This window comes from Pseudomonas psychrophila HA-4, from assembly GCF_000282975.1.
GTDB classification, from domain to species: domain Bacteria; phylum Pseudomonadota; class Gammaproteobacteria; order Pseudomonadales; family Pseudomonadaceae; genus Aquipseudomonas; species Aquipseudomonas psychrophila_A.
The window spans coordinates 57,685-77,717 of record NZ_ALJC01000031.1 but is presented as its reverse complement, the minus strand read 5'-3'; the positions used below and the strand labels follow the sequence as shown (position 1 = coordinate 77,717).

Sequence of the window (20,033 nt, the reverse complement as noted above, 5' to 3'; positions counted from 1 at the left end):
AAGTCGTAAGTATTTGACCTACATCAGTGGCGTTGTCATCTAGTGTTCATAGCAGGTTGCTATAAAGGGCGCGCGCGACACAGCTACACATACGGCGTCGCAGAACAAATTCAACAAATCACCCTCTAACCATGCTCCAGCCCGCATAAAGCGCCTCTGAGCGGTTTAAACCCGCAGGCGTTGGTGGCATTCTGGCAGCTTGATTGCACGCGCCGCTTAACGGTCACGAGAGTCAAACCCGCTCTTACAGGAACATTCAATGAATACCGAAGGACAGACAGAACTCGTTGCTACTGAGGCTGAACCGGTTTTGGAAGAGGCGTTAGAAACGCCGCCCGTACCGGAAGCCCACGCACCTGCTGCGACTGAGGCGCCTGCGGCGGCGCACCCAGCGATTGTCGTTCCTGGTCTGGATGACAGCAGCTTGTATATCCATCGCGAGCTGTCGCAACTGCAATTCAACATCCGTGTGCTAGAGCAAGCACTGGATGAGTCCTATCCGTTACTGGAACGGTTGAAGTTCCTGCTGATTTTCTCTAGCAACTTGGATGAGTTTTTCGAAATTCGTGTTGCTGGCCTGAAAAAACAAATCACCTTCGCCCGTGAGCAAGCGGGTGCCGATGGCCTGCAGCCGCACCAAGCGCTGGCCCGGATCAGTGAGCTGGTACACGGCCACGTGGACCGCCAATACGCGATCCTCAACGACATTCTGCTGCCCGAGCTTGAAAAGCATCAGGTGCGCTTTATTCGTCGTCGTTACTGGAACACCAAGATCAAGGCGTGGGTGCGCAAATTCTTCCGTGACGAAATTGCACCGATCATCACCCCGATCGGTCTCGACCCGACGCACCCGTTCCCGTTGCTGGTTAATAAGAGCCTGAACTTCATCGTTGAGCTTGAAGGCATTGACGCCTTTGGCCGCGACTCTGGGCTGGCGATCATTCCGGCTCCGCGTCTGTTGCCGCGTGTCATCAAGGTGCCTGAAGAGGTGGGTGGCCCAGGCGACAACTACGTGTTCCTGTCGTCGATGATCCACGCACACGCTGATGACCTGTTCCAGGGCATGAAGGTTAAGGGTTGCTACCAGTTCCGCCTGACGCGAAACGCCGACTTGGCGGTCGACACTGAAGACGTAGAAGACTTGGCCCGCGCCCTGCGTGGCGAGTTGTTCTCGCGTCGCTATGGCGATGCGGTACGTCTTGAAGTGGCCGACACCTGCCCGAAACACCTGTCCGATTACCTGCTTAAGCAGTTCAACCTGCACGAGACCGAGCTGTATCAGGTCAACGGTCCGGTGAACCTCACGCGTCTGTTCAGCATTACCAGTCTGGACAGTCACCCGGAGCTGCAATACACGCCATTCACCCCGGCGATTCCTAAGCTGTTGCAGAACAGCGAGAACATTTTCAGCGTGGTCAGCAAACAAGACATCTTGCTGCTGCACCCGTTTGAGTCGTTTACCCCGGTGGTCGATTTGCTGCGTCAGGCGGCCAAAGACCCGCATGTACTGGCCGTGCGCCAGACGCTGTATCGCAGCGGCGCCAACTCAGAAATCGTCGACGCGTTGGTGGATGCTGCGCGTAACGGCAAAGAAGTGACGGCGGTTATCGAGCTGCGTGCGCGCTTTGACGAAGAGTCCAACTTGCAACTGGCCAGTCGCTTGCAAGCGGCCGGTGCAGTGGTGATCTACGGCGTGGTGGGCTTTAAGACCCACGCCAAGATGATGTTAATTCTGCGCCGTGAGGCGGGTGAAATCGTGCGTTACGCGCACTTGGGCACAGGTAACTACCACGCGGGTAACGCGCGCCTGTACACCGACTACAGCTTGCTGACGTCTGATGATGCACTGTGCGAAGACGTGGGCAAGCTGTTCAGCCAGTTGATCGGCATGGGTAAAACCCTGCGCATGAAAAAGCTTCTGCATGCGCCGTTTACCCTGAAAAAAGGCATGCTCGACATGATTCAGCGCGAAACGCAGTTCGCGTTAGAGGGCAAGCCTGCGCACATTATTGCCAAGTTCAACTCGCTGACCGACCCGAAAATCATTCGCGCGCTGTACAAAGCCAGCCAGTCGGGCGTACGCATTGATTTGGTGGTGCGTGGCATGTGCTGCTTGCGTCCTGGCATTCCAGGCGTATCGCACAACATCCACGTGCGCTCGATCATTGGCCGCTTCCTTGAGCACACGCGGGTGTTCTACTTCCTCAATGGCGGCGAAGAACAGATGTTCCTGTCGAGTGCTGACTGGATGGAGCGCAACCTCGATAAACGCGTCGAGACGTGCTTCCCGATTGAGGGCAAAAAGTTGATTTTGCGGGTCAAGAAGGAGCTGGAATGCTACCTGACCGACAACACGCACAGCTGGAGCCTGCAACCCGACGGCCGTTACGTGCGTAACACGCCGACCGGCAACCAGAACCCGCGCAGCGCCCAAGCAACATTGCTGGACCGCCTGAGCCTGCCTGTACTGACTGTCAGCACCGGCCCGTCGGTGTAACGCTATGTAAACCTGTGGGGGCGGGCTTGCTCGCGATTCAGGCGGCGCGGTGTTTCAAACTGACCGCGTCGATCCAATCGCGAGCAAGCCCGCTCCCACAGGTGTTTGATGGCCGTGCGACTCAAGAAATAGTCAGCACAATCCCGACTCGCTCCAGCCATTGGGCTTCTTGCTCGAAGTCGGCTTGGGTCAATGGGTTTTGTTCCAGCCAGCCTTCGGCAAAAATCACTTCCAGATGGTCGCCCTCGGCGCGCAGTTGCACTTGCGACGCTTCTTGGTTGCCGCGGATGTGGTAGAACAAAATCGAGAAGCGCAACAGCACGCACAGGCGAATTAGCTTGATGCCATCACCGCCAAATTCGGCGAACTTGTCTTTAGGAATATTACGGCGATGACCGCGCACCAGCAGCGCGAGCATTTCTTGATCTTCGCGTGAGAAACCGGCGAGGTCGGAGTGCTCAATCAGGTAGGCGCCGTGCTTGTGATAGTGATAGTGGGCAATGTCCAGCCCCACTTCATGCACCTTGGCTGCCCAGCTCAGTAGTTCACGCCAGACACCGTCGTCGAGTTCCCACGACTTGGCCACTTGATCAAAGGCGCGCAGAGCTTTGCGTTCAACCCGCGCCACTTGCTCAAGATCAACGTGATAACGCTCCATCAGCGAGCTGAGGGTGCGTTCGCGCACGTCTTCGTGATGATGGCGGCCCAGCAGGTCGTAGAGCACGCCTTCGCGCAGAGCACCGTCACAGTGATCCATGCGTTTCAATTCCAGAGCGTCAAAAATCGCTTCAAGAATGGCCAGGCCCGCTGGGAAGATCGTGCGACGGTCAGGCTTGATGCCTTCGAAGTCGATTTTGTCGACTTCGCCTAGTTTAAATAGCTTGCGCTTGAGCCAAGCCAGGCCTTCGGCGTTGACTTCGCCGGTGCCATGGCCACCGGCTTTCAGGGCCAGGCCAATTGCCCGAATGGTGCCCGAGGAGCCGATGGCTTCATCCCAGGTCAAACGGTGCAGCGCGTGCTCAATGCTCATGATTTCGAGACGCGCAGCGGTGTAAGCCTGGGCATAGCGCGCGGGGGTGATCTTGCCGTCGCGGAAATAACGCTGGGTAAAGCTCACGCAGCCCATTTGCAGGCTTTCGCGCAGCAGCGGCTCAAAGCGTTGGCCAATGATGAACTCAGTACTGCCGCCGCCGATGTCGGCCACCAGGCGCTTGCCCGGAGTGTCAGCGAGGGTGTGCGACACGCCTAGATAGATGAGGCGCGCTTCTTCACGTCCAGAAATGACTTCAACGGTGTGGCCCAGAATTTCTTCGGCGCGCACGATAAATTCGTTGCGGTTGCGGGCTTCACGCAGGGCGTTGGTGCCAACGATGCGTACGGCGCCCAATGGCATGCCCTTAATCAACTGTGCAAAACGCTTTAGGCAATCAAGCCCGCGCTGCATGGATTCTTCGTTGAGTTTGCGATCTTCGTCGATACCGGCAGCGAGCTGCACTTTATCGCCAAGACGTTCAAGAATACGTATTTCGCCGTTCTGGGCTTTGGCCACCACCATATGAAAGCTGTTAGAACCCAGATCTATAGCGGCGATCAGGGAAGGATTCTTGCTTTTGGATTGGGGCATGGTAGAGGGGTCTCGGTCGATAACTACGCCATCGTGCCACGATCAAACGCCCGCGCCAACGCGTGATGTCAGATGCATTGATGTGGAGCATGTAAGAAATGACGTTAGCTTGTTCTTGTCGACACGTTTTTTTCAGCGACCTAATTACCGTCACATAAATCCTGTAAAAGCCGCCCGCTAACTATAGGCGCGAGCTTGCCTCGCGATCTTCTCACCCCTTAAAAGATCGCGAGGCAAGTTCGCTCTTACGGGATCTAAGCCTCAACTGAACCAATAAAATTTGCCAGCTCAGGGGTTTTCGGGTTGGCGAACAGCACTTTTGGGTCGCCCACCTCATGCACTTTGCCTTGGTGCATAAACACCAGCTTGTCGCCGACTTCCCGGGCGAAGCGCATTTCGTGGGTCACCATAATCAGCGTCATGCCTTCGCGGGCCAACTGGCGCACCACGTTGAGCACTTCGTTGACCAGTTCGGGGTCGAGCGCCGAGGTGATCTCGTCACACAACAGCACTTTGGGTGACATGGCCAGCGCTCGGGCAATCGCCACCCGCTGTTGCTGCCCGCCCGACAGACGTTCGGGGAAGGCGTCGAACTTGTCGCCCAGCCCCACGCGTTCTAGCATCTCGCGCGCTAGCTGTGCGGCTTTGGCCTTGGGCACTTTTTGCACCACTTGCGGGGCCAGCATGACGTTTTCACCGACACTCAAGTGCGGAAACAAATTGAACTGCTGAAACACCATGCCGACCTTCTGGCGCAGGCTGCGCAAGTCGGCACGGGCGGCGTCCAGGTATTCGTTATCGACTTCAATGACTCCGTCATTAATCGACTCAAGACCATTCAAGGTTCTGAGCAGCGTGCTTTTGCCTGAGCCGCTGCGCCCGATGATCGCAACGACTTGGCCTTGTTCGACACTCAGGTCGATACCTTTAAGCACGTGATGGTCGCCGTAGTATTTATGCAGGGCGGTAACTCTAAGCAGAGGCATGCAGTCTCCTTTCCAGATAGCGCGCGCTGAGCGACAAGGGGTAGCACAAGAGGAAGTAACCGAGCGCCACGAGGCCGTAGACCATAAAAGGCTCAAAGGTCGCGTTGGCCAACATGCTGCCGGTCTTGGTCAGCTCGGTGAAACCGATGATTGATGTGACGGCGGTGCCTTTAATTACTTGCACCGAAAACCCGACGGTGGGCGCGATGGCCACCCGAAAAGCCTGCGGAAAAATCACATAGCGCATTTGCTCCAGCGGGCTCATCGCCAGGCTGGCCGAGGCTTCCCACTGGCCATTGGCAATCGACTCGACGCAGCCGCGCCAGATCTCGGCCAGATAAGCGCTGGTAAACAGCGTGAGTGCCAGAGCGGCGGCCATCCACGGCGAAATATCGATGCCCAGCAACGCCACGCCAAAGAAGATCAAAAATAGCTGCATCAGCAGGGGCGTGCCCTGAAACAGCTCTATATAGCCGCGCGCCAACGTACGGGCGAAGCGGCTTTTAGAGATGCGCATCAGCAACACCAGCAAACCGATCAGGCCGCCGCCGATAAACGCGACGACAGACAGCGCAGCGGTCCACTGCAATCCCGTCAGCAAATTGCGCACGATGTCCCAGAAGGTAAAGTCCATCAGCGGCTCCTGCTCAGGTAGCGGCGGCCGAACGCATTCAGCAATTGGCGAATCAGCAGCGCCATGCACAGATAAATCAGGGTGGTCAGGGCGTAGGTCTCAAAGGCCCGGAAGTTGCGCGACTGGATGAAGTTGGCGTAGAAACTCAGTTCTTCGGTGGCAATTTGTGAGCACACTGCCGAACCCAGCATCACGATGATGATTTGGCTACTCAGCGCGGGCCATACCTTGGCCAGTGCGGGCTGCAGGACCACGTGGCGAAACGCCTCGAAACGGGTCATGGCCAATGCAGAGGCCGCCTCCAGTTGGCCTTTGGGGATGGCTTGAATCCCGGCGCGGATGATTTCGGTGGAGTAAGCCCCCAAGTTAATCACCATCGCCAGCACTGAGGCTTGCCATTCACTGATATGCAGGCCGAGGCCCGGCAGACCGAAGAAGATAAAGAACAACTGCACCAGAAACGGCGTGTTGCGAATTAACTCGACATACAGCCCAAACAGTGCGGCGAAAGGGCGGATGTTCCAAGCCCGCACTACGGCGCCAACAATCCCCAAGCTGACGCCTAGCAGCGTGCCGATGGCGGTCAGTTCAAGGGTGAACAGGGCGCCGCGTAACAACAGGTCACTGTTTTGCAGCACCGGTAAAAAATCGAACTGATAAGCCATGACTGACCCCGTTGTGCGTGATCAGAGGTCGGCGGGCATCGGCTCTTTAAGCCATAGCAGCGCATTCTTTTCCAGGTTGCCGTCGGCTTTGGCAGCGGCCAGAATCTGGTTCACTTTGTCCAGCAGTTCGGGCTGACCCTTGTTCACACCCACGTAAACCGGCGAGTCCTTGAGTTTTAGCTTCATGGCCGGAATGCGCTTGGGGTTGCGTTCGCTGATGGCCACCATCACCACGTTGCCGCTGGCGATCAGGTCCACTTGGCCGGCCAGATAAGCCGCAATGGTCGAGTTGTTGTCTTCGAAGCGCTTAATCGTCACGCCAGCGGGGGCCACGTTAGTCAGCTCAATGTCTTCGATGGCGCCACGGGTCACGCTAATGGTTTTACCTTTGAGGTCATCCAGCGTCTTGATTTCTGCGTCCGGTGGGCCAAACACACCCAGGTAGAAGGGCGCATAGGCGTGGGAGAAGTCGATGACTTTCTCGCGATCAGGGTTTTTGCCGAGGCTGGAAATCACCACGTCGACTTTGCCGGTGGTCAGGTAAGGGACGCGGTTGGTGCTGTTAACGGGCGTGAGCTCAAGTTTGACCTTGAGCTGGTCGGCCAACAGCTTTGCCGTGTCGATGTCTAGGCCGCGCGGCTTCATGTCGGGGCCGACCGAGCCGAAAGGCGGGAAGTCTTGCGGGACCGCAACCTTTAACGTGCCGCGTGCCATTACCTCATCAAGGTCATTAGCGTGGGCCGGTGCCTGGCTCAGCATCAGGCTGGCAAACAAGGCGCAGATCAGGGCGCTGTAGCGCTGGGTCATGGCAACTCTCCGAAAACAAGCGGACGGTGATGTCTGCTATAGGACAGAGCACAGGCCATGCCAACAGCCGTTGACGGGCCGCAGAGGCTGAATTTAAAAGGCTTCTGGCGGTCTGACTGGTCTGAACAGTTCGTAAGTTTTTTGCACCTGAATCGAGCATGGGGTTCAGGGCTTGAACCCCTATGGGGCGTGACTTGCCGAGCGCTGGCAATAGCTTTACAACTACGTCTTTCTTCAGCCGATCAAGCCGATTTGTGATGAATTTAAGCGCGCGAGCTGTACCCGAAGTGGCGCTGTTGGCCATTCGTAAACTGATCGATGAACGCGGATTTGCGCCCGGCGACGCGCTGCCTTCGCAACGCGATCTGGCCGTGCAGCTAGGCGTTAGCCGAGCCTCCTTGCGTGAGGCGTTATCGTCATTGAGTGCGCTGGGCGAAGTCAGTGTGCAGCCGGGTAAAGGCGTGTACGTGCAGTCGATGGATGAACCTGCGCTAATTGCCACGGCGTCTGATTGGCCCTTTGCTGCACACGCCTGCCCGCAAGACATCTTTCAACTGCGCTACGCGTTGGAGGGTTTTGCGGCAGGTTTGGCGGCAGTGAGGCTGACCCGCGATGAGCTGGACGTGCTGCAAGACAATGTCGACACCATGCGCAGCGAGTTAAAGGCCGAGGATTTTGTGCAGGCGGCCCATCTGGACTTTGAGTTTCATCAGATCATCTTGCGGGCCAGCGGTAATCAGGCCATGGCGAATATTCTGATAACGCGCGCTGATATATTCCTAGAAAGTCAGAAGTTGCCCTTTATTCGGCCCGAGCGAGCGATGGAAACCTGGCAAGAGCACCGAAAAATCCTTCGAGCATTAGCCCGCCACGCCAGCGGGGCTGCGCACAAAGCCATGTGCGAGCATATTAGACATGCGGCTTCGCGCACCGGGATCACTTTTGTGACACCCGGAGCGTCTTGACCGGGCGCGTACCCAGGCTCATGCAGTGCCATAGTAAGAGTCAATGATGTGTCAGCTTCCTGAACGCTGAGATGACGGCTATGATGTGCTACGTTTTTGCTTACAACCACGGAGACTTCCATGAGCAGCGATCTTATTAAACACGTTAGCGACGCTAGCTTTGAGGCCGATGTTCTCAAGGCTGAAGGCGCTGTATTGGTCGACTACTGGGCTGAATGGTGTGGCCCTTGCAAAATGATCGCGCCAGTTCTGGATGAGATCGCCGAGACATACAAAGGCAAGCTGACTGTTGCCAAGCTGAACATCGATGAAAATCAGGAAACCCCTGCCAAGCACGGCGTACGTGGTATTCCAACATTGATGCTGTTCAAGAACGGCAACGTTGAAGCCACCAAGGTAGGTGCGCTGTCGAAGTCGCAACTGGCTGCATTCCTCGACGCTAATATCTAAGCGTTGATAAAAGCCCCGCAAAATGCGGGGCTTTTTCATGGCTCAAGGACTAGACGCTATGAAACTCAAGTGGTACATTCGGCCCCGCACTGGTTTCTCCACTGCCCCCTGCAAGCCGTCGCCGACGCACTCCTTATCGAATTAGTACGCGATCCTGTCGCCTTCTCTGCGGCGCGGCCTCATTAAGCCAAAAGCTTAATTTCCCCCTCCATAAATGATTACGTCATTCCTATATGAACCTGACTGAACTCAAGCAAAAGCCGATTACCGAACTGCTCGAATTGGCCGAACAGATGGGCATAGAAAATATGGCCCGTTCGCGCAAGCAGGACGTGATTTTCTCCCTGCTGAAAAAGCACGCGAAAAGCGGCGAGGAAATCTCCGGTGATGGCGTGCTGGAGATCCTCCAGGACGGCTTCGGCTTCCTCCGCTCTGCTGATGCCTCTTACTTGGCCGGCCCAGACGATATCTACGTCTCACCTAGCCAGATTCGACGTTTCAACTTGCGTACTGGCGACACCATCGTCGGCAAAATCCGTCCGCCAAAAGAAGGCGAGCGTTACTTCGCACTGCTGAAAGTCGACACGATCAATTACGATCGTCCAGAGAACGCGAAAAACAAGATTCTCTTCGAGAACTTGACCCCGCTGTTCCCGACCGTACGCATGAAGATGGAAATCGGTAACGGTTCCACCGAAGATTTGACCGGTCGTGTTATCGACCTCTGTGCCCCGATCGGTAAAGGTCAGCGCGGTCTGATCGTTGCTCCGCCTAAAGCGGGCAAGACCATCATGTTGCAGAACATCGCGTCGAATATTTCGCGTAACAACCCAGAAGTGCACTTGATCGTTCTGTTGATCGACGAGCGCCCAGAAGAAGTAACCGAAATGCAGCGCACCGTGCGCGGCGAAGTGGTTGCTTCCACGTTCGACGAGCCACCAACCCGCCACGTGCAGGTTGCTGAAATGGTGATCGAAAAGGCCAAACGCCTGGTTGAACACAAGAAAGACGTGGTCATCCTGCTCGACTCCATCACCCGTCTGGCACGTGCCTACAACACCGTGATTCCAAGCTCTGGCAAGGTATTGACCGGTGGTGTTGATGCTCACGCCCTTGAGAAACCAAAGCGTTTCTTCGGTGCTGCGCGAAACATCGAAGAAGGCGGTTCGCTGACCATCATCGCCACCGCACTGGTTGAAACCGGTTCGAAGATGGACGAAGTGATCTACGAAGAGTTCAAAGGCACCGGCAACATGGAACTGCCTCTGGACCGCAAAATCGCTGAAAAACGCGTCTTCCCTGCGATCAACATCAACCGCTCTGGCACACGCCGTGAAGAGTTGCTGACCGCTGACGACGAGTTGCAACGCATGTGGATTCTGCGCAAGCTGTTGCACCCGATGGACGAAGTCGCAGCCATCGAGTTCTTGATCGATAAGCTGAAACAGACCAAGACCAACGATGAGTTCTTCCTGTCGATGAAGCGTAAGTAAATCGCCGGAAGTTAAGCAAGAGCCGGGGAAACCCGGCTTTTTGCTGTCTGACCTTTCTTGATTAGGTCTTGATTTGGGCAGCTCTCCCTTCTGAACACGCGGCTTGGGCGCTACACTCGTTGCCCCAACGCCACGGCCAACACGAGGCTCAAGCATGCAGTACCGCGACTTACGCGACTTTATCAGCGGCCTGGAAAAGCGCGGCGAACTCAAGCGCATCCAGGTTCCGGTGTCTCCAAAGCTGGAAATGACCGAAATCTGCGACCGCACTTTGCGCGCCAAAGGCCCGGCTTTACTGTTTGAAAACCCGATAGGTCACGACATTCCTGTGCTTGGCAACCTGTTCGGCACGCCCGAACGCGTGGCCTTGGGCATGGGCGCTGAGGCGGTCAGCGAACTGCGTGAAATCGGCAAGCTGTTGGCGTTCCTCAAAGAACCTGAGCCGCCTAAAGGCCTGAAAGACGCGTGGTCCAAGCTGCCGATCTTCCGCAAAATCATTTCCATGGCCCCGAAAGTCGTCAAAGACGCGGTGTGCCAGGAAGTCGTGATTGAAGGCGACGACGTCGACCTTGGCCTGTTGCCCGTTCAGCATTGCTGGCCGGGTGACGTGGCGCCCCTGATTACCTGGGGCCTGACCGTGACCAAAGGTCCCAACAAGGACCGCCAGAACCTGGGCATTTATCGCCAGCAAGTCATTGGCCGCAACAAAGTCATCATGCGCTGGCTGAGCCACCGTGGCGGTGCGCTGGACTACCGTGAGTGGTGCGAAAAGCACCCCGGCCAACCGTTCCCAGTATCGGTTGCGCTGGGTGCCGACCCGGCCACCATTTTGGGTGCCGTGACCCCGGTGCCCGATAGCTTGTCCGAATACGCCTTTGCGGGCCTGTTGCGCGGCAACCGTACGGAGCTGGTCAAGTGCCGAGGCAATGACCTGCAAGTGCCCGCCACGGCCGAAATCATCCTGGAAGGCGTGATTCACCCCGGCGAAATGGCCCCCGAAGGGCCGTATGGCGATCACACCGGTTACTACAACGAAGTCGACAGCTTCCCGGTGTTCACCGTTGAGCGCATCACCCATCGGATTAAGCCGATCTATCACAGCACCTACACCGGCCGTCCACCGGACGAACCGGCGATTTTGGGTGTGGCACTCAACGAAGTGTTTGTGCCGATTCTGCAAAAGCAGTTCCCGGAAATCACCGACTTCTATCTGCCGCCCGAAGGCTGCTCGTACCGCATGGCCATCGTGACCATGAAAAAGCAGTACCCCGGACACGCCAAGCGCGTAATGCTGGGAGTGTGGTCGTTTTTACGTCAATTCATGTACACCAAATTCGTTATCGTGACTGACGACGACATTAATGCTCGCGATTGGAACGACGTGATCTGGGCTATCACCACGCGCATGGACCCCAAACGCGACACGGTGATGATCGATAACACGCCAATCGACTATCTTGATTTTGCCTCGCCGGTCTCTGGCCTTGGGTCAAAAATGGGCCTTGATGCCACCAACAAGTGGCCGGGTGAGACCACCCGAGAATGGGGTCGGGTCATCGTCAAGGATGAAGCGGTCACTCGCCGTATCGATGACATCTGGAATCAATTAGGAATAGATTGATGCGTGTAACCTTACAGCCTTCAGGCGCCGTGTTGGAAACCTTGCCTGGCGAGCGGATTCTCGATGCGGCGCAGCGCCTGGGCTATGAATGCCCGCAAAGCTGCCGCAATGGTAATTGCCATGTGTGTGCGGCCTTGCTGGTTGAAGGTCAAGTGGAACAGGCGGGAGCGATACATGACCATGGCGAGGTCTATACCTGCCTGGCCGCGCCGCTTGAAGACTGTGTGGTGTTGTGGGATGGCGTGCTTGCGTTGGGAGAGTTACCGGTGCGTAGCCTGGCGTGTCAGTTAACAGAATGTGTCGAGTTGGGTGGCGATGTGTGGCGGGTGCGCTTGCGTGCCCCTGCGGGTAAGGTGCCGCGTTACCACGCTGGGCAATATGTGATGCTGGAGCGTGAAAACGGCGCGAAATCGGCGTTCTCGCTGGCCAGTGCGCCGCACTCGGGGCGTGACCTTGAGCTGCATGTGTTGGTGCGTGAAGACAGCGCCCGCAGCCTGATCGAACAACTGCAACGCAACAAAATGGTCCGCCTTGAACTGCCCTTTGGCGACACGCATTTGTCTGAGTTGCCGGACGGACCGCTGGTGCTAATTGCTGCGGGCACCGGCATGGCGCAGATGCATAGCCTGATCGAGCACTGTCGCGCTAAAGGTTTTGCGAATCCCGTGCATTTGTACTGGGGTGTACGTCGTCCTGAAGATTTTTACGCGCTGGAAGAGTGGGAATCCTGGCTGCAGATTCCTAACCTGTTCCTGCATAAAGTTGTGAGTGACCTGTGCGGCTGGGAAGGGCGTTGCGGGTTATTGCATGAGGCCGTGTGCGAAGACATCAGCGACCTCAGCGGCGTTTACGTGTACGCCAGCGGTTCGCCGGCCATGATTTATGGCACCCTCGACGCATTGGTTGAAGCCGGCATGGACGCGCACCAAATGCGCGCCGACGTGTTTGCCTACGCGCCACGGCCTTGAAGCAAGGCCATGAACGCGTAGCAGTTGCCGAAGGCTACGTCCGGCGACGTAGTCGTCGCAGAGTCAGACACTGCGGTGTGTCAGTTAAACCCGGTTTGCAGGGTTTACGATCGCTTCGCAATCGGACGCAGCCTTCGTGCCTCGACAGCGACTACAGGGTTTTAGCCCGCCTCAGAAACGTATCCCGGTAGTAATCATTGCGGCATTGAACCCGAGCAACACCAACTCGGCGGCTACAGGGCCGTAATGAGTGCCCACCGAAGGGATAATCACCGGGGCCACGCCAAAGCGGTTGAGCGGGATCTTGTCCTGATATTTGCCGTGATAGCCTTCCAGCAGGCCCGCCGTTAACTTTAAATACACCGGATAAGTGTCGCTTTCAAAGCGTTTACCCGCGTAGGCGTAATACGAGCGCTGGCGAAAAGAGTTGCGGAAAGTGGCGCCGCCCACTAACCAACCAGAACCATCATTGCGCTCAATGCCAATAAGGTCTTGATTGTTGTTGTGATCAGGATCGGGCGAAAAATGCCGTGTATAGACACTGGTTTGTAAGTACCAGAAACCCTCATCCTTACTGTTTTGCGTGGTGTCTTGTGCCATCGCTGAGCTGGCTTGAGCCAATAACAGCAGACCGCAGATCCCGAAGCATTTCATTAATGGGCCTCTGTTGTCAGGTAATGCGCGTAGGGCGGGCTACTATACAGACCTATTTCTGTAAGTAGGCTGAATCAGAGCTCGTTATAACAATGAGTTTAGGTATTAGTACTCAGTCGTCTGCCATACGTCTTGCTGTGCGGGTCATTTCATTATTAGTGCTATAAGCTTCTTAACGTTATTTTTTAGTTTGCAGCCTGTAATGCCTGTAGGACTCCATGCCTTCTGTGATAACGACTCCCGAATCTGTTTGTTTAAACATGTCTTATCCTCCGCGACTCGATCTTGGGGCGCCTCTGACCCCTGAACAACTCAAACAATCCTTGCAAGCCACTATGGCGTGCCATCAAGGCGGCCCTGTTTGGTTGTTCGCGTATGGCTCGCTGATTTGGCGCCCTGAGTGCTCAGCGGTTGAGCGCGTGCGGGGTCGTGTTTATGGCTATCATCGCGGGCTGTATTTGTGGTCTCACGAGCACCGTGGCACCCCGCAGTTGCCGGGTCTGGTCTTTGGACTTGATCGGGGCGGTTCGTGCAGTGGTTTTGCGTATCGCCTGCCCGAAGACAACCTTGAAGCAGCGCTCAATGCGCTGTGGCTGCGTGAAATGCCCGTCCCTTCCTATCGGCCACACTGGCTGACCTGCCGCCTCGAAGACGGCAGCCAAGTACAAGCATTGGGTTTTGTACTGGAGCGGCATCTGCCTAGCTATGCGGGCAACCTGCCAGACGGTGTACTCAGCCAAGTATTGGCCAACGCCAGCGGGCGTTACGGCACCACCCGTGATTACGTCGAACAGACTATCAGCGCCCTGCGAAACCACGCCATGCCAGACCGCAACCTAGAAGCGCGGCTCAAACGCTGTGTGTTGGGCCAGTAAGGCCTGCAGCCCTACGGCTTTTGAGGTGTTGGCCGATAACGGTAGATAGACGCGCGAGCAGCCCCGTATGCTTGCCGCCAAACCGGATAAAGGAGCGAATTGTGAAAGCGTGGATCGTATTGATGCTGGCGCTTGCCATGCCAATGATGGCGGTTGCCGAAGAAGCCGAAGAAGGCGCCGCGAAGGTCAGCTACATCACCTTGAGCCCACCGTTTGTGGGCAATTACGGGCTGGACGGCAGCGCCAAGCTCAAGGTCTACAAGGCGGATATTTCATTGCGCGTGACGGGCGCTGAAGCGGCCAAAGCCGTTAAAGCCAATGACCCGTTGATCCGCAACCAATTGGTGGGTTTGTTTACCCAGCAAACCAGCGAAAGCTTGGGCAGCGTCGAGGCCAAAGAAAAGCTACGCCAAGAAGCCTTGAAACAAGTCCAGCAAGTGATGAACGACGAGACCGGCAAACCGATGGTGGAAGACTTGCTGTTCAACAACTTGATTGTTCAATAAACGATTCGAGCCCCATACAAAACGTATTGGAGCAGCCGGTCGACGCTCGATTGCCTCGCGATCTTTTAAAGATCAAAAGATCGCGAGCAAGCCCGCTCCCACAGAGGCAGAAATCGCTTAAGTGAATAGTATTGCGCTATAGAAGTGTTTTTCTGCGTTTTACGACGCCAAACTTTTGCGGAACCGACCTAGCGCAATCGCAAAGAACACCAGCCCGATGGCCGTCAGTGCCAGCAAATCCGGCCACACTACTTCCACCCCCGCACCCCGAAACAGAATCGCCGCGCTCAAGCTCACAAAGTGAGTCGAGGGCGAACACTGCATCACCCATTGCAGCCACTCGGGCATGCTGTCCAGCGGCGTACTGCCGCCTGAAAGCAAGAGCATCGGGATGATCACCGGAATCGCCAGCAAACCAAACTGCGGCGTGGAACGGGCCAGCGTCGCGAGGAAAATCCCCAGCGCCGTACTGGCAAACAGGTACAGCGCGGTGACCATCAAAAACAGCGTCAACGAACCCGCCAGCGGCACGCCGAGCGCCCATTTGACGATGACTTCCAGCGACACCCAGGTGCACAACACGACCACCAGCATGTTGCTCCATATTTTCGCGAGCATGATTTCCAGCGCCGTGAGCGGCAATACCAGCAAGTGGTCGAGGGTGCCGTGTTCACGCTCGCGCAACAGGGCAGTCCCGGTCAGCACGATGGCCAAAATAGTGATGTTGTTGACGATCTGAATCACCGCCAAAAACCAGCCGCCTTCCAGGTTGGGGTTGAACAACGCTCGGCTGCTGACCAGTGCTGGCGCTTTTGCAGCAGCGCCGCTTTGCCCTGCATAGTCGAGCAATTCACGTTGGAAAATCTGCCCGATATAGCCCGCCCCCATAAAGGCCTGGCTCATGGCGGTGGCGTCGACGTTGACCTGCACGGCGGGTTCGCGTCCTGCCAACAGGTCAGCCTGGAAGTTGGCAGGCACGTTGATCACAAACGTGTAGTCGCCGTTGTCCAATGCCTGGTCCAGTTGGTCATAGGGTAAGGCTTGCGGGGTTTTAAACTCCGGCGGCAACAGTGACTCGCTGAGCTTGCGCGACAGGGCGCTGTGGTCTTCATCAATGATGGCGACGCTGGCGTTGTGTACGCCAATGATCGAGCCCGCCGCAGGCATGTAAATCGCCACCGTAAAGGCATACAGCAAAAACAGCAGCAGCACGCTGTCATGGCGCAGGCTGGTGAGTTCCTTGAGGCCAAGACGCAGGATGTGCGAGAGCTTATGCATCAGACCTCCTGCTTCTTGAGCATGACCAGGCTCAGGCCGGTGAAGGCTATGAAAAAACCGAACAGCGCCAGGCATTGTGGCCACAGCTGGCGCAGGTCGAGCGCTTTGGTGAAGGTGCCCACGGCAATGTCGAGGAAGTGCCCGGCGGGGAACAGCATGCCCATCAACGCCGCTGAACCTTCGAGCGAGGAGCGCGGCACGATCAGCCCAGAGAACTGAATGGTCGGCAGGCTGGTGATGATCATAGTGCCCAAAATCGCAGCGATCTGAGTGCGGGTGAATGCTGAAATCAGCAGGCCCATGCTGGTGGTCGACAGCACATACAGCACGCCGCCGAACGCCAGCGTAAGGCCGCTGCCTTTGAACGGCACGCCAAACAGCCAGCGGTTCATGGCCACCAGCAGCGCCAGGTTGACAAGGCTTACGGCCAGATACGGCGCCTGTTTGCCTAATAAAAATTCCAGCCGGGTCAGCGGGGTGGCGTAGAAGTTGGTGATCGACCCCAGCTCCTTTTCCCGCACGATGCCTAACGCTGTGAGCATCGCCGGGATAAACGCGAGAATCAGCGCCATCACGCCGGGGCCAATGGCATTCACGCTGATCACGTCTTGGTTGTAGCGAAAGCGGGTTTCGAGCTTGGCGGCGGCCTGTTTGTTCTGAGCCAGGCTGCTGAGGGCGCTCAACTGCACAAGGTTGGCTTGATGAACGGCTTGCACGTAGCTGCGACTGGTCTCTGCGCGAAACGGCATGCCGCCATCGAGCCAGGCCGCGACGGTGGGCTGACGCCCGGCATACAAGTCACGGCCGAAGCCTGGTGGTATTTCCAGTGCGATTTTGATTTCGGAGCGTTGCAGGCGTTTGTGCAATTCATCGGCGCTTTGAATGGGCGCGTGTTCTTCGAAGTAACGAGAACTGCGAAAGGCTTCTAGGTAGGCCCGGCTTTGCGGACTTTGGTCCTGGTCGTACACGGCAAAGGCGAGGTTTTCGACGTCCAGCGAAATGCCGTAGCCAAAAATAATCATCATGAACACCGCGCCTAAAAGTGCGAAAGCCATGCGTACCTTGTCGCGTAAAAGCTCTTTGGATTCACGGCTGGCCACCGCAATCAACCGAGACAGACTAAAACCGGTTTTACTCGGCGGCGGCGGGGCGTTTACCACCGGTGTGGCGACGGTCTCGGCGTCAGGAGAAGGGCTAGCGCTTTGATCATTTTGCGCCTGCTCCAGACAGGTCACGAAGGCAGCCTCTAGCGTGTCGCCCTTGAACTGCTGTTGCAGCGCATCGGGCGTGTCGCAGGCCAATACCTTGCCCGCGTGCATCAGCGAGATACGGTCGCAGCGCTGGGCTTCGTTCATGAAGTGGGTCGACAGAAAGATCGTCACCCCTTGGTCCCGCGAGAGTTCGATCAGCAGTCGCCAAAAGTCATCGCGAGCCGCCGGGTCGACGCCCGAGGTGGGTTCGTCGAGAATCAGCACTTCCGGGCGATGCAGCACCGCCACTGCCAATGACAAACGCTGGCGCAGGCCCAGCGGCAATTCGCCAGACTGCTGCTCGGCCACTTCACCCAAGTCAAAACGCGTGATCAGTTCTTCGATGCGCGTTTGGCTTTCTTCTTTGGGCAGGTCAAACAATTGCGCGTGCAATACCAGGTTTTGCCGAACGCTCAACTCGCCATACAGCGAGAAGCTTTGCGACATAAACCCCACGCGTTTGCGGGTGGCCAAGTCTTTGGCGTTCACCGGGTTGCCCAGCAGTTTTGCGCTGCCTTCGGTGGCGGGCATCAAACCGGTTAGCACCTTCATGGTGGTGGTTTTGCCACAGCCGTTGGAGCCCAAAAAGCCAAAAATCTCGCCTCGGCCAATAGCAAAGCTGACCTTGTTCACCGCAGTGAAATCGCCAAATTTAAGGGTCAGGTCGTGGGCTTCAATGGCAATGTCGCTGTTATCGCCGGTGCGGGGCGGGATCACCAGCGGCTCGTTACTGTGGCCGCTGTCGCCCTGATAGTGGGTAAACGCTTCATCCAGCTTGCCGTTAGGGGTGACGGCGGCCAGCTCCTGGCTTAACCCAGCAGCAATCAACTTGCCGCGGTCGAGCATCAGGCAGTGTTCAAATTGCTCGGCCTCTTCCATGTAGGCCGTGGCCACCAGCAGCGTCAGTTGCGGGCGTTGGCTGCGAACGTCCTCCACCAACTCCCAGAAGCGCCGCCGTGACAGCGGGTCGACGCCGGTGGTGGGCTCATCGAGTATCAGCAAATCTGGCTCGTGGATCAGCGCACAGCACAGCCCGAGCTTTTGCTTCATGCCGCCCGACAGCTTGCCCGCCGGGCGCTCCGCGAAGCGCTCCAGGTCGGTGGCCTTGAGCAATTGCTCCATGCGCTGTTCGCAGTCGGCTTTGGACAGACCGAACAGGGTGCCGAAAAAACGGATGTTTTCACTGATCGACAATTCGGGGTAGAGGTTGCCGCCTAGGCCTTGGGGCATAAAGGCAATCAGCGGGTACAGCGTGTTGCGATGGTGGCGGTTATCAATCGGGCCACCGAGCACGTCAAGCGTGCCTTGCTGAAGTTTTTTGACCCCGGCAATCAGCCCGAGCAGGCTTGATTTACCAGCGCCATCCGGGCCAATCAAACCGCAGCGCGTACCTTTAGGCAGACTGAACGCAATGTCGATCAGCGCCTGCTGTTTGCCATACCGGTGGCAGATGCCACTGGCGTTGAGCGCCAGGTCGCTCATTGCAGATTAGCCGGCCAGTCCACATCGGCGGTTCGTACATAACCGGCTCCCGGCATACCCGGCTTTGCTTGAGGCACGGCAGCGGGGTCGGTCAGGCGCAACTTGACGCGAAACACCAGTTTTTGCCGCTCGTCACGCGTTTCAACTTCTTTGGGTGTGAACTGCGACTTGGCAGCCACAAAGGATATTTTTGCCGGCAGTGGCGTGTCGGGCAGGGCGTCGAGCACGATGCGCGCCTCAGCACCGACCGTCAGTTTGCCGACCACTGAGGCGGGCAAGTAGAGGTTCATGTACTGGTCGCCGGGGTCGATCATCATAAAGACCCTGCCACCGGAACCCAGCACTTCGCCGGGTTCGGCCAAGCGCAGTTGGATGACGCCGTCGATAGGCGCCCGCAGGCTGCTGTCTTCGATTTCGCTGGTGAGTTGCGCGACCTGAGCCTGGCTGGAAACGATGGCAGCTTTGGCGGCAGCCACTTGTGCTTGCGCTGCGGTCACGGCGGCATTGCTGGTGTCGAATTGTGCTTGTTGCTGATCGACTTGCTGGCCACTGGCGAAACCGCGCTGTGCCAGTTGGCGGGTACGTTTTAGCTCTTGGCTGGCCAGCAGTTTTTCACTTTGGCGCAATTGTACATTCGCCTCGTTGGCAGCCATCGCTTGGCGGGCGCGTTGCACTTCGGCTTCTGCCTGTGCTCGGCTGGCTTCCAGGGTGCGGGTGTCCATGCGGGCCAAGAGTTGGCCCTTGGTCACGCGATCGCCTTCGTCGACGATCACCTCGGCGAGGCGACCGGGAATTTTGGCGGCGATCTGGACTTCTGTTGATTCAAGTCGACCATTGCCCATGCTGATGCCTTCGGGGAGGCGGTCATGCTGGGATTTCCAGTAACCGAACCCGCCTGCTGCGACCAGTAGAATAGCCAAAGGAATAACGAAGTAATGGGAAATGCGGTGATTCTTCGACATGCCAACATCCTGGTCACAGAGCGCTCTAGTTTGACCGTTTCAAGGCTCAGGGCGTTTGATGCCAGTCAAAGGAAGATCAGAGCGTAGACGTGAATACAGAATGTTGCTTGATATGAAATAGATTGATAGCGCGCGAAGTGCGTAGCAGCTGCCGAGCCTGCGAGGCTGCGTCCGACTGCATTGCAGTCGTAAAACCAGGCACTGCAGTGTGTCAGTACAACCTTGCATGTAGCGTTTACGATCGCTTCGCAATCGGACGTAGCCTCGCAGGCTCGGCAACTGCTACGAAATTGGCTTTCAGCGCACCCCGGAATCG

General features: G+C 56.9%; 17 protein-coding genes. 8 read left to right on the top strand and 9 right to left on the bottom strand.

What is annotated here, in order from left to right:
* Positions 1-259 precede the first annotated feature (259 nt).
* Entirely contained in the window at positions 260-2,497 is a 2,238-nt protein-coding gene (ppk1, locus tag B347_RS0104035; protein ID WP_019408425.1) for a polyphosphate kinase 1, read from the top strand.
* 121 nt (positions 2,498-2,618) lie between these two features.
* Here ppk1 and ppx read toward each other — a convergent pair whose 3' ends face one another.
* The 5 genes from ppx to B347_RS0104010 all read right to left on the bottom strand — a co-directional run bounded on the left by ppx (position 2,619) and on the right by B347_RS0104010 (position 7,213).
* On the bottom strand, positions 2,619-4,121 hold the full coding sequence (gene ppx / locus B347_RS0104030; protein ID WP_019408424.1) for an exopolyphosphatase: 1,503 nt from the start codon (positions 4,119-4,121) through the stop codon (positions 2,619-2,621).
* A 254-nt stretch (positions 4,122-4,375) separates the two neighbouring features.
* Positions 4,376-5,107, bottom strand: coding sequence for an amino acid ABC transporter ATP-binding protein (locus B347_RS0104025; protein WP_019408423.1), 732 nt, complete (start codon positions 5,105-5,107; stop codon positions 4,376-4,378).
* Positions 5,094-5,744 (bottom strand): amino acid ABC transporter permease, encoded by a 651-nt coding sequence (locus tag B347_RS0104020; RefSeq protein WP_026013978.1) that lies wholly within the window; start codon positions 5,742-5,744, stop codon positions 5,094-5,096. Before B347_RS0104020 ends, B347_RS0104025 begins: the two co-directional genes overlap by 14 nt.
* Positions 5,741-6,406 (bottom strand): amino acid ABC transporter permease, encoded by a 666-nt coding sequence (locus B347_RS0104015; protein ID WP_019408421.1) that lies wholly within the window; start codon positions 6,404-6,406, stop codon positions 5,741-5,743. Before B347_RS0104015 ends, B347_RS0104020 begins: the two co-directional genes overlap by 4 nt.
* Positions 6,407-6,427: 21 nt before the next feature.
* Positions 6,428-7,213, bottom strand: coding sequence for a transporter substrate-binding domain-containing protein (locus B347_RS0104010; RefSeq protein ID WP_019408420.1), 786 nt, complete (start codon positions 7,211-7,213; stop codon positions 6,428-6,430).
* A gap of 257 nt (positions 7,214-7,470) precedes the next feature.
* On the opposite strand from B347_RS0104010, the gene B347_RS0104005 reads away from it, so the two are divergent.
* The 5 genes from B347_RS0104005 to B347_RS0103985 all read left to right on the top strand — a co-directional run bounded on the left by B347_RS0104005 (position 7,471) and on the right by B347_RS0103985 (position 12,710).
* Positions 7,471-8,178, top strand: a complete 708-nt coding sequence (locus B347_RS0104005) for a FadR/GntR family transcriptional regulator (RefSeq protein WP_019408419.1) — start codon at positions 7,471-7,473, stop codon at positions 8,176-8,178.
* A 120-nt stretch (positions 8,179-8,298) separates the two neighbouring features.
* The gene (gene trxA / locus B347_RS0104000) at positions 8,299-8,628 is read left to right on the top strand and encodes a thioredoxin TrxA (RefSeq protein ID WP_003206727.1); all 330 of its coding nucleotides are present in this window, start codon (positions 8,299-8,301) and stop codon (positions 8,626-8,628) included.
* 233 nt (positions 8,629-8,861) lie between these two features.
* On the top strand, positions 8,862-10,121 hold the full coding sequence (gene rho, locus B347_RS0103995) for a transcription termination factor Rho (RefSeq protein WP_003438291.1): 1,260 nt from the start codon (positions 8,862-8,864) through the stop codon (positions 10,119-10,121).
* A 154-nt stretch (positions 10,122-10,275) separates the two neighbouring features.
* Positions 10,276-11,742 carry a 4-hydroxy-3-polyprenylbenzoate decarboxylase gene (ubiD, locus tag B347_RS0103990; protein WP_019408418.1) on the top strand — a complete coding sequence of 489 codons (1,467 nt, stop codon included), beginning with the start codon at positions 10,276-10,278 and terminating at the stop codon, positions 11,740-11,742.
* Positions 11,742-12,710, top strand: a complete 969-nt coding sequence (locus tag B347_RS0103985) for a CDP-6-deoxy-delta-3,4-glucoseen reductase (protein ID WP_019408417.1) — start codon at positions 11,742-11,744, stop codon at positions 12,708-12,710. The genes ubiD and B347_RS0103985 overlap by 1 nt, the downstream gene beginning before the upstream one ends.
* 171 nt (positions 12,711-12,881) lie before the next feature.
* Here the strand turns inward: B347_RS0103985 and B347_RS0103980 are convergent, their stop codons facing one another.
* Positions 12,882-13,364, bottom strand: coding sequence for a hypothetical protein (locus B347_RS0103980; protein ID WP_019408416.1), 483 nt, complete (start codon positions 13,362-13,364; stop codon positions 12,882-12,884).
* 218 nt (positions 13,365-13,582) lie between these two features.
* Here B347_RS0103980 and B347_RS0103975 point away from each other — a divergent pair, with 218 nt between their 5' ends.
* On the top strand, positions 13,583-14,239 hold the full coding sequence (locus tag B347_RS0103975; RefSeq protein WP_423812766.1) for a gamma-glutamylcyclotransferase: 657 nt from the start codon (positions 13,583-13,585) through the stop codon (positions 14,237-14,239).
* Positions 14,240-14,340: 101 nt separating this feature from the next.
* Positions 14,341-14,745, top strand: a complete 405-nt coding sequence (locus B347_RS0103970; RefSeq protein WP_019408414.1) for a flagellar basal body-associated protein FliL — start codon at positions 14,341-14,343, stop codon at positions 14,743-14,745.
* 159 nt (positions 14,746-14,904) lie between these two features.
* On the opposite strand, the gene B347_RS0103965 is transcribed toward B347_RS0103970, so the two are convergent.
* The 3 genes from B347_RS0103965 to B347_RS0103955 are packed head-to-tail and all read right to left on the bottom strand — an operon-like array spanning position 14,905 to position 19,717.
* Positions 14,905-16,023, bottom strand: coding sequence for an ABC transporter permease (locus tag B347_RS0103965; RefSeq protein WP_019408413.1), 1,119 nt, complete (start codon positions 16,021-16,023; stop codon positions 14,905-14,907).
* Entirely contained in the window at positions 16,023-18,755 is a 2,733-nt protein-coding gene (gene rbbA / locus B347_RS0103960; protein ID WP_019408412.1) for a ribosome-associated ATPase/putative transporter RbbA, read from the bottom strand. Before rbbA ends, B347_RS0103965 begins: the two co-directional genes overlap by 1 nt.
* Positions 18,752-19,717, bottom strand: coding sequence for an HlyD family secretion protein (locus B347_RS0103955; RefSeq protein ID WP_019408411.1), 966 nt, complete (start codon positions 19,715-19,717; stop codon positions 18,752-18,754). Before B347_RS0103955 ends, rbbA begins: the two co-directional genes overlap by 4 nt.
* Positions 19,718-20,033: the final 316 nt, after the last annotated feature.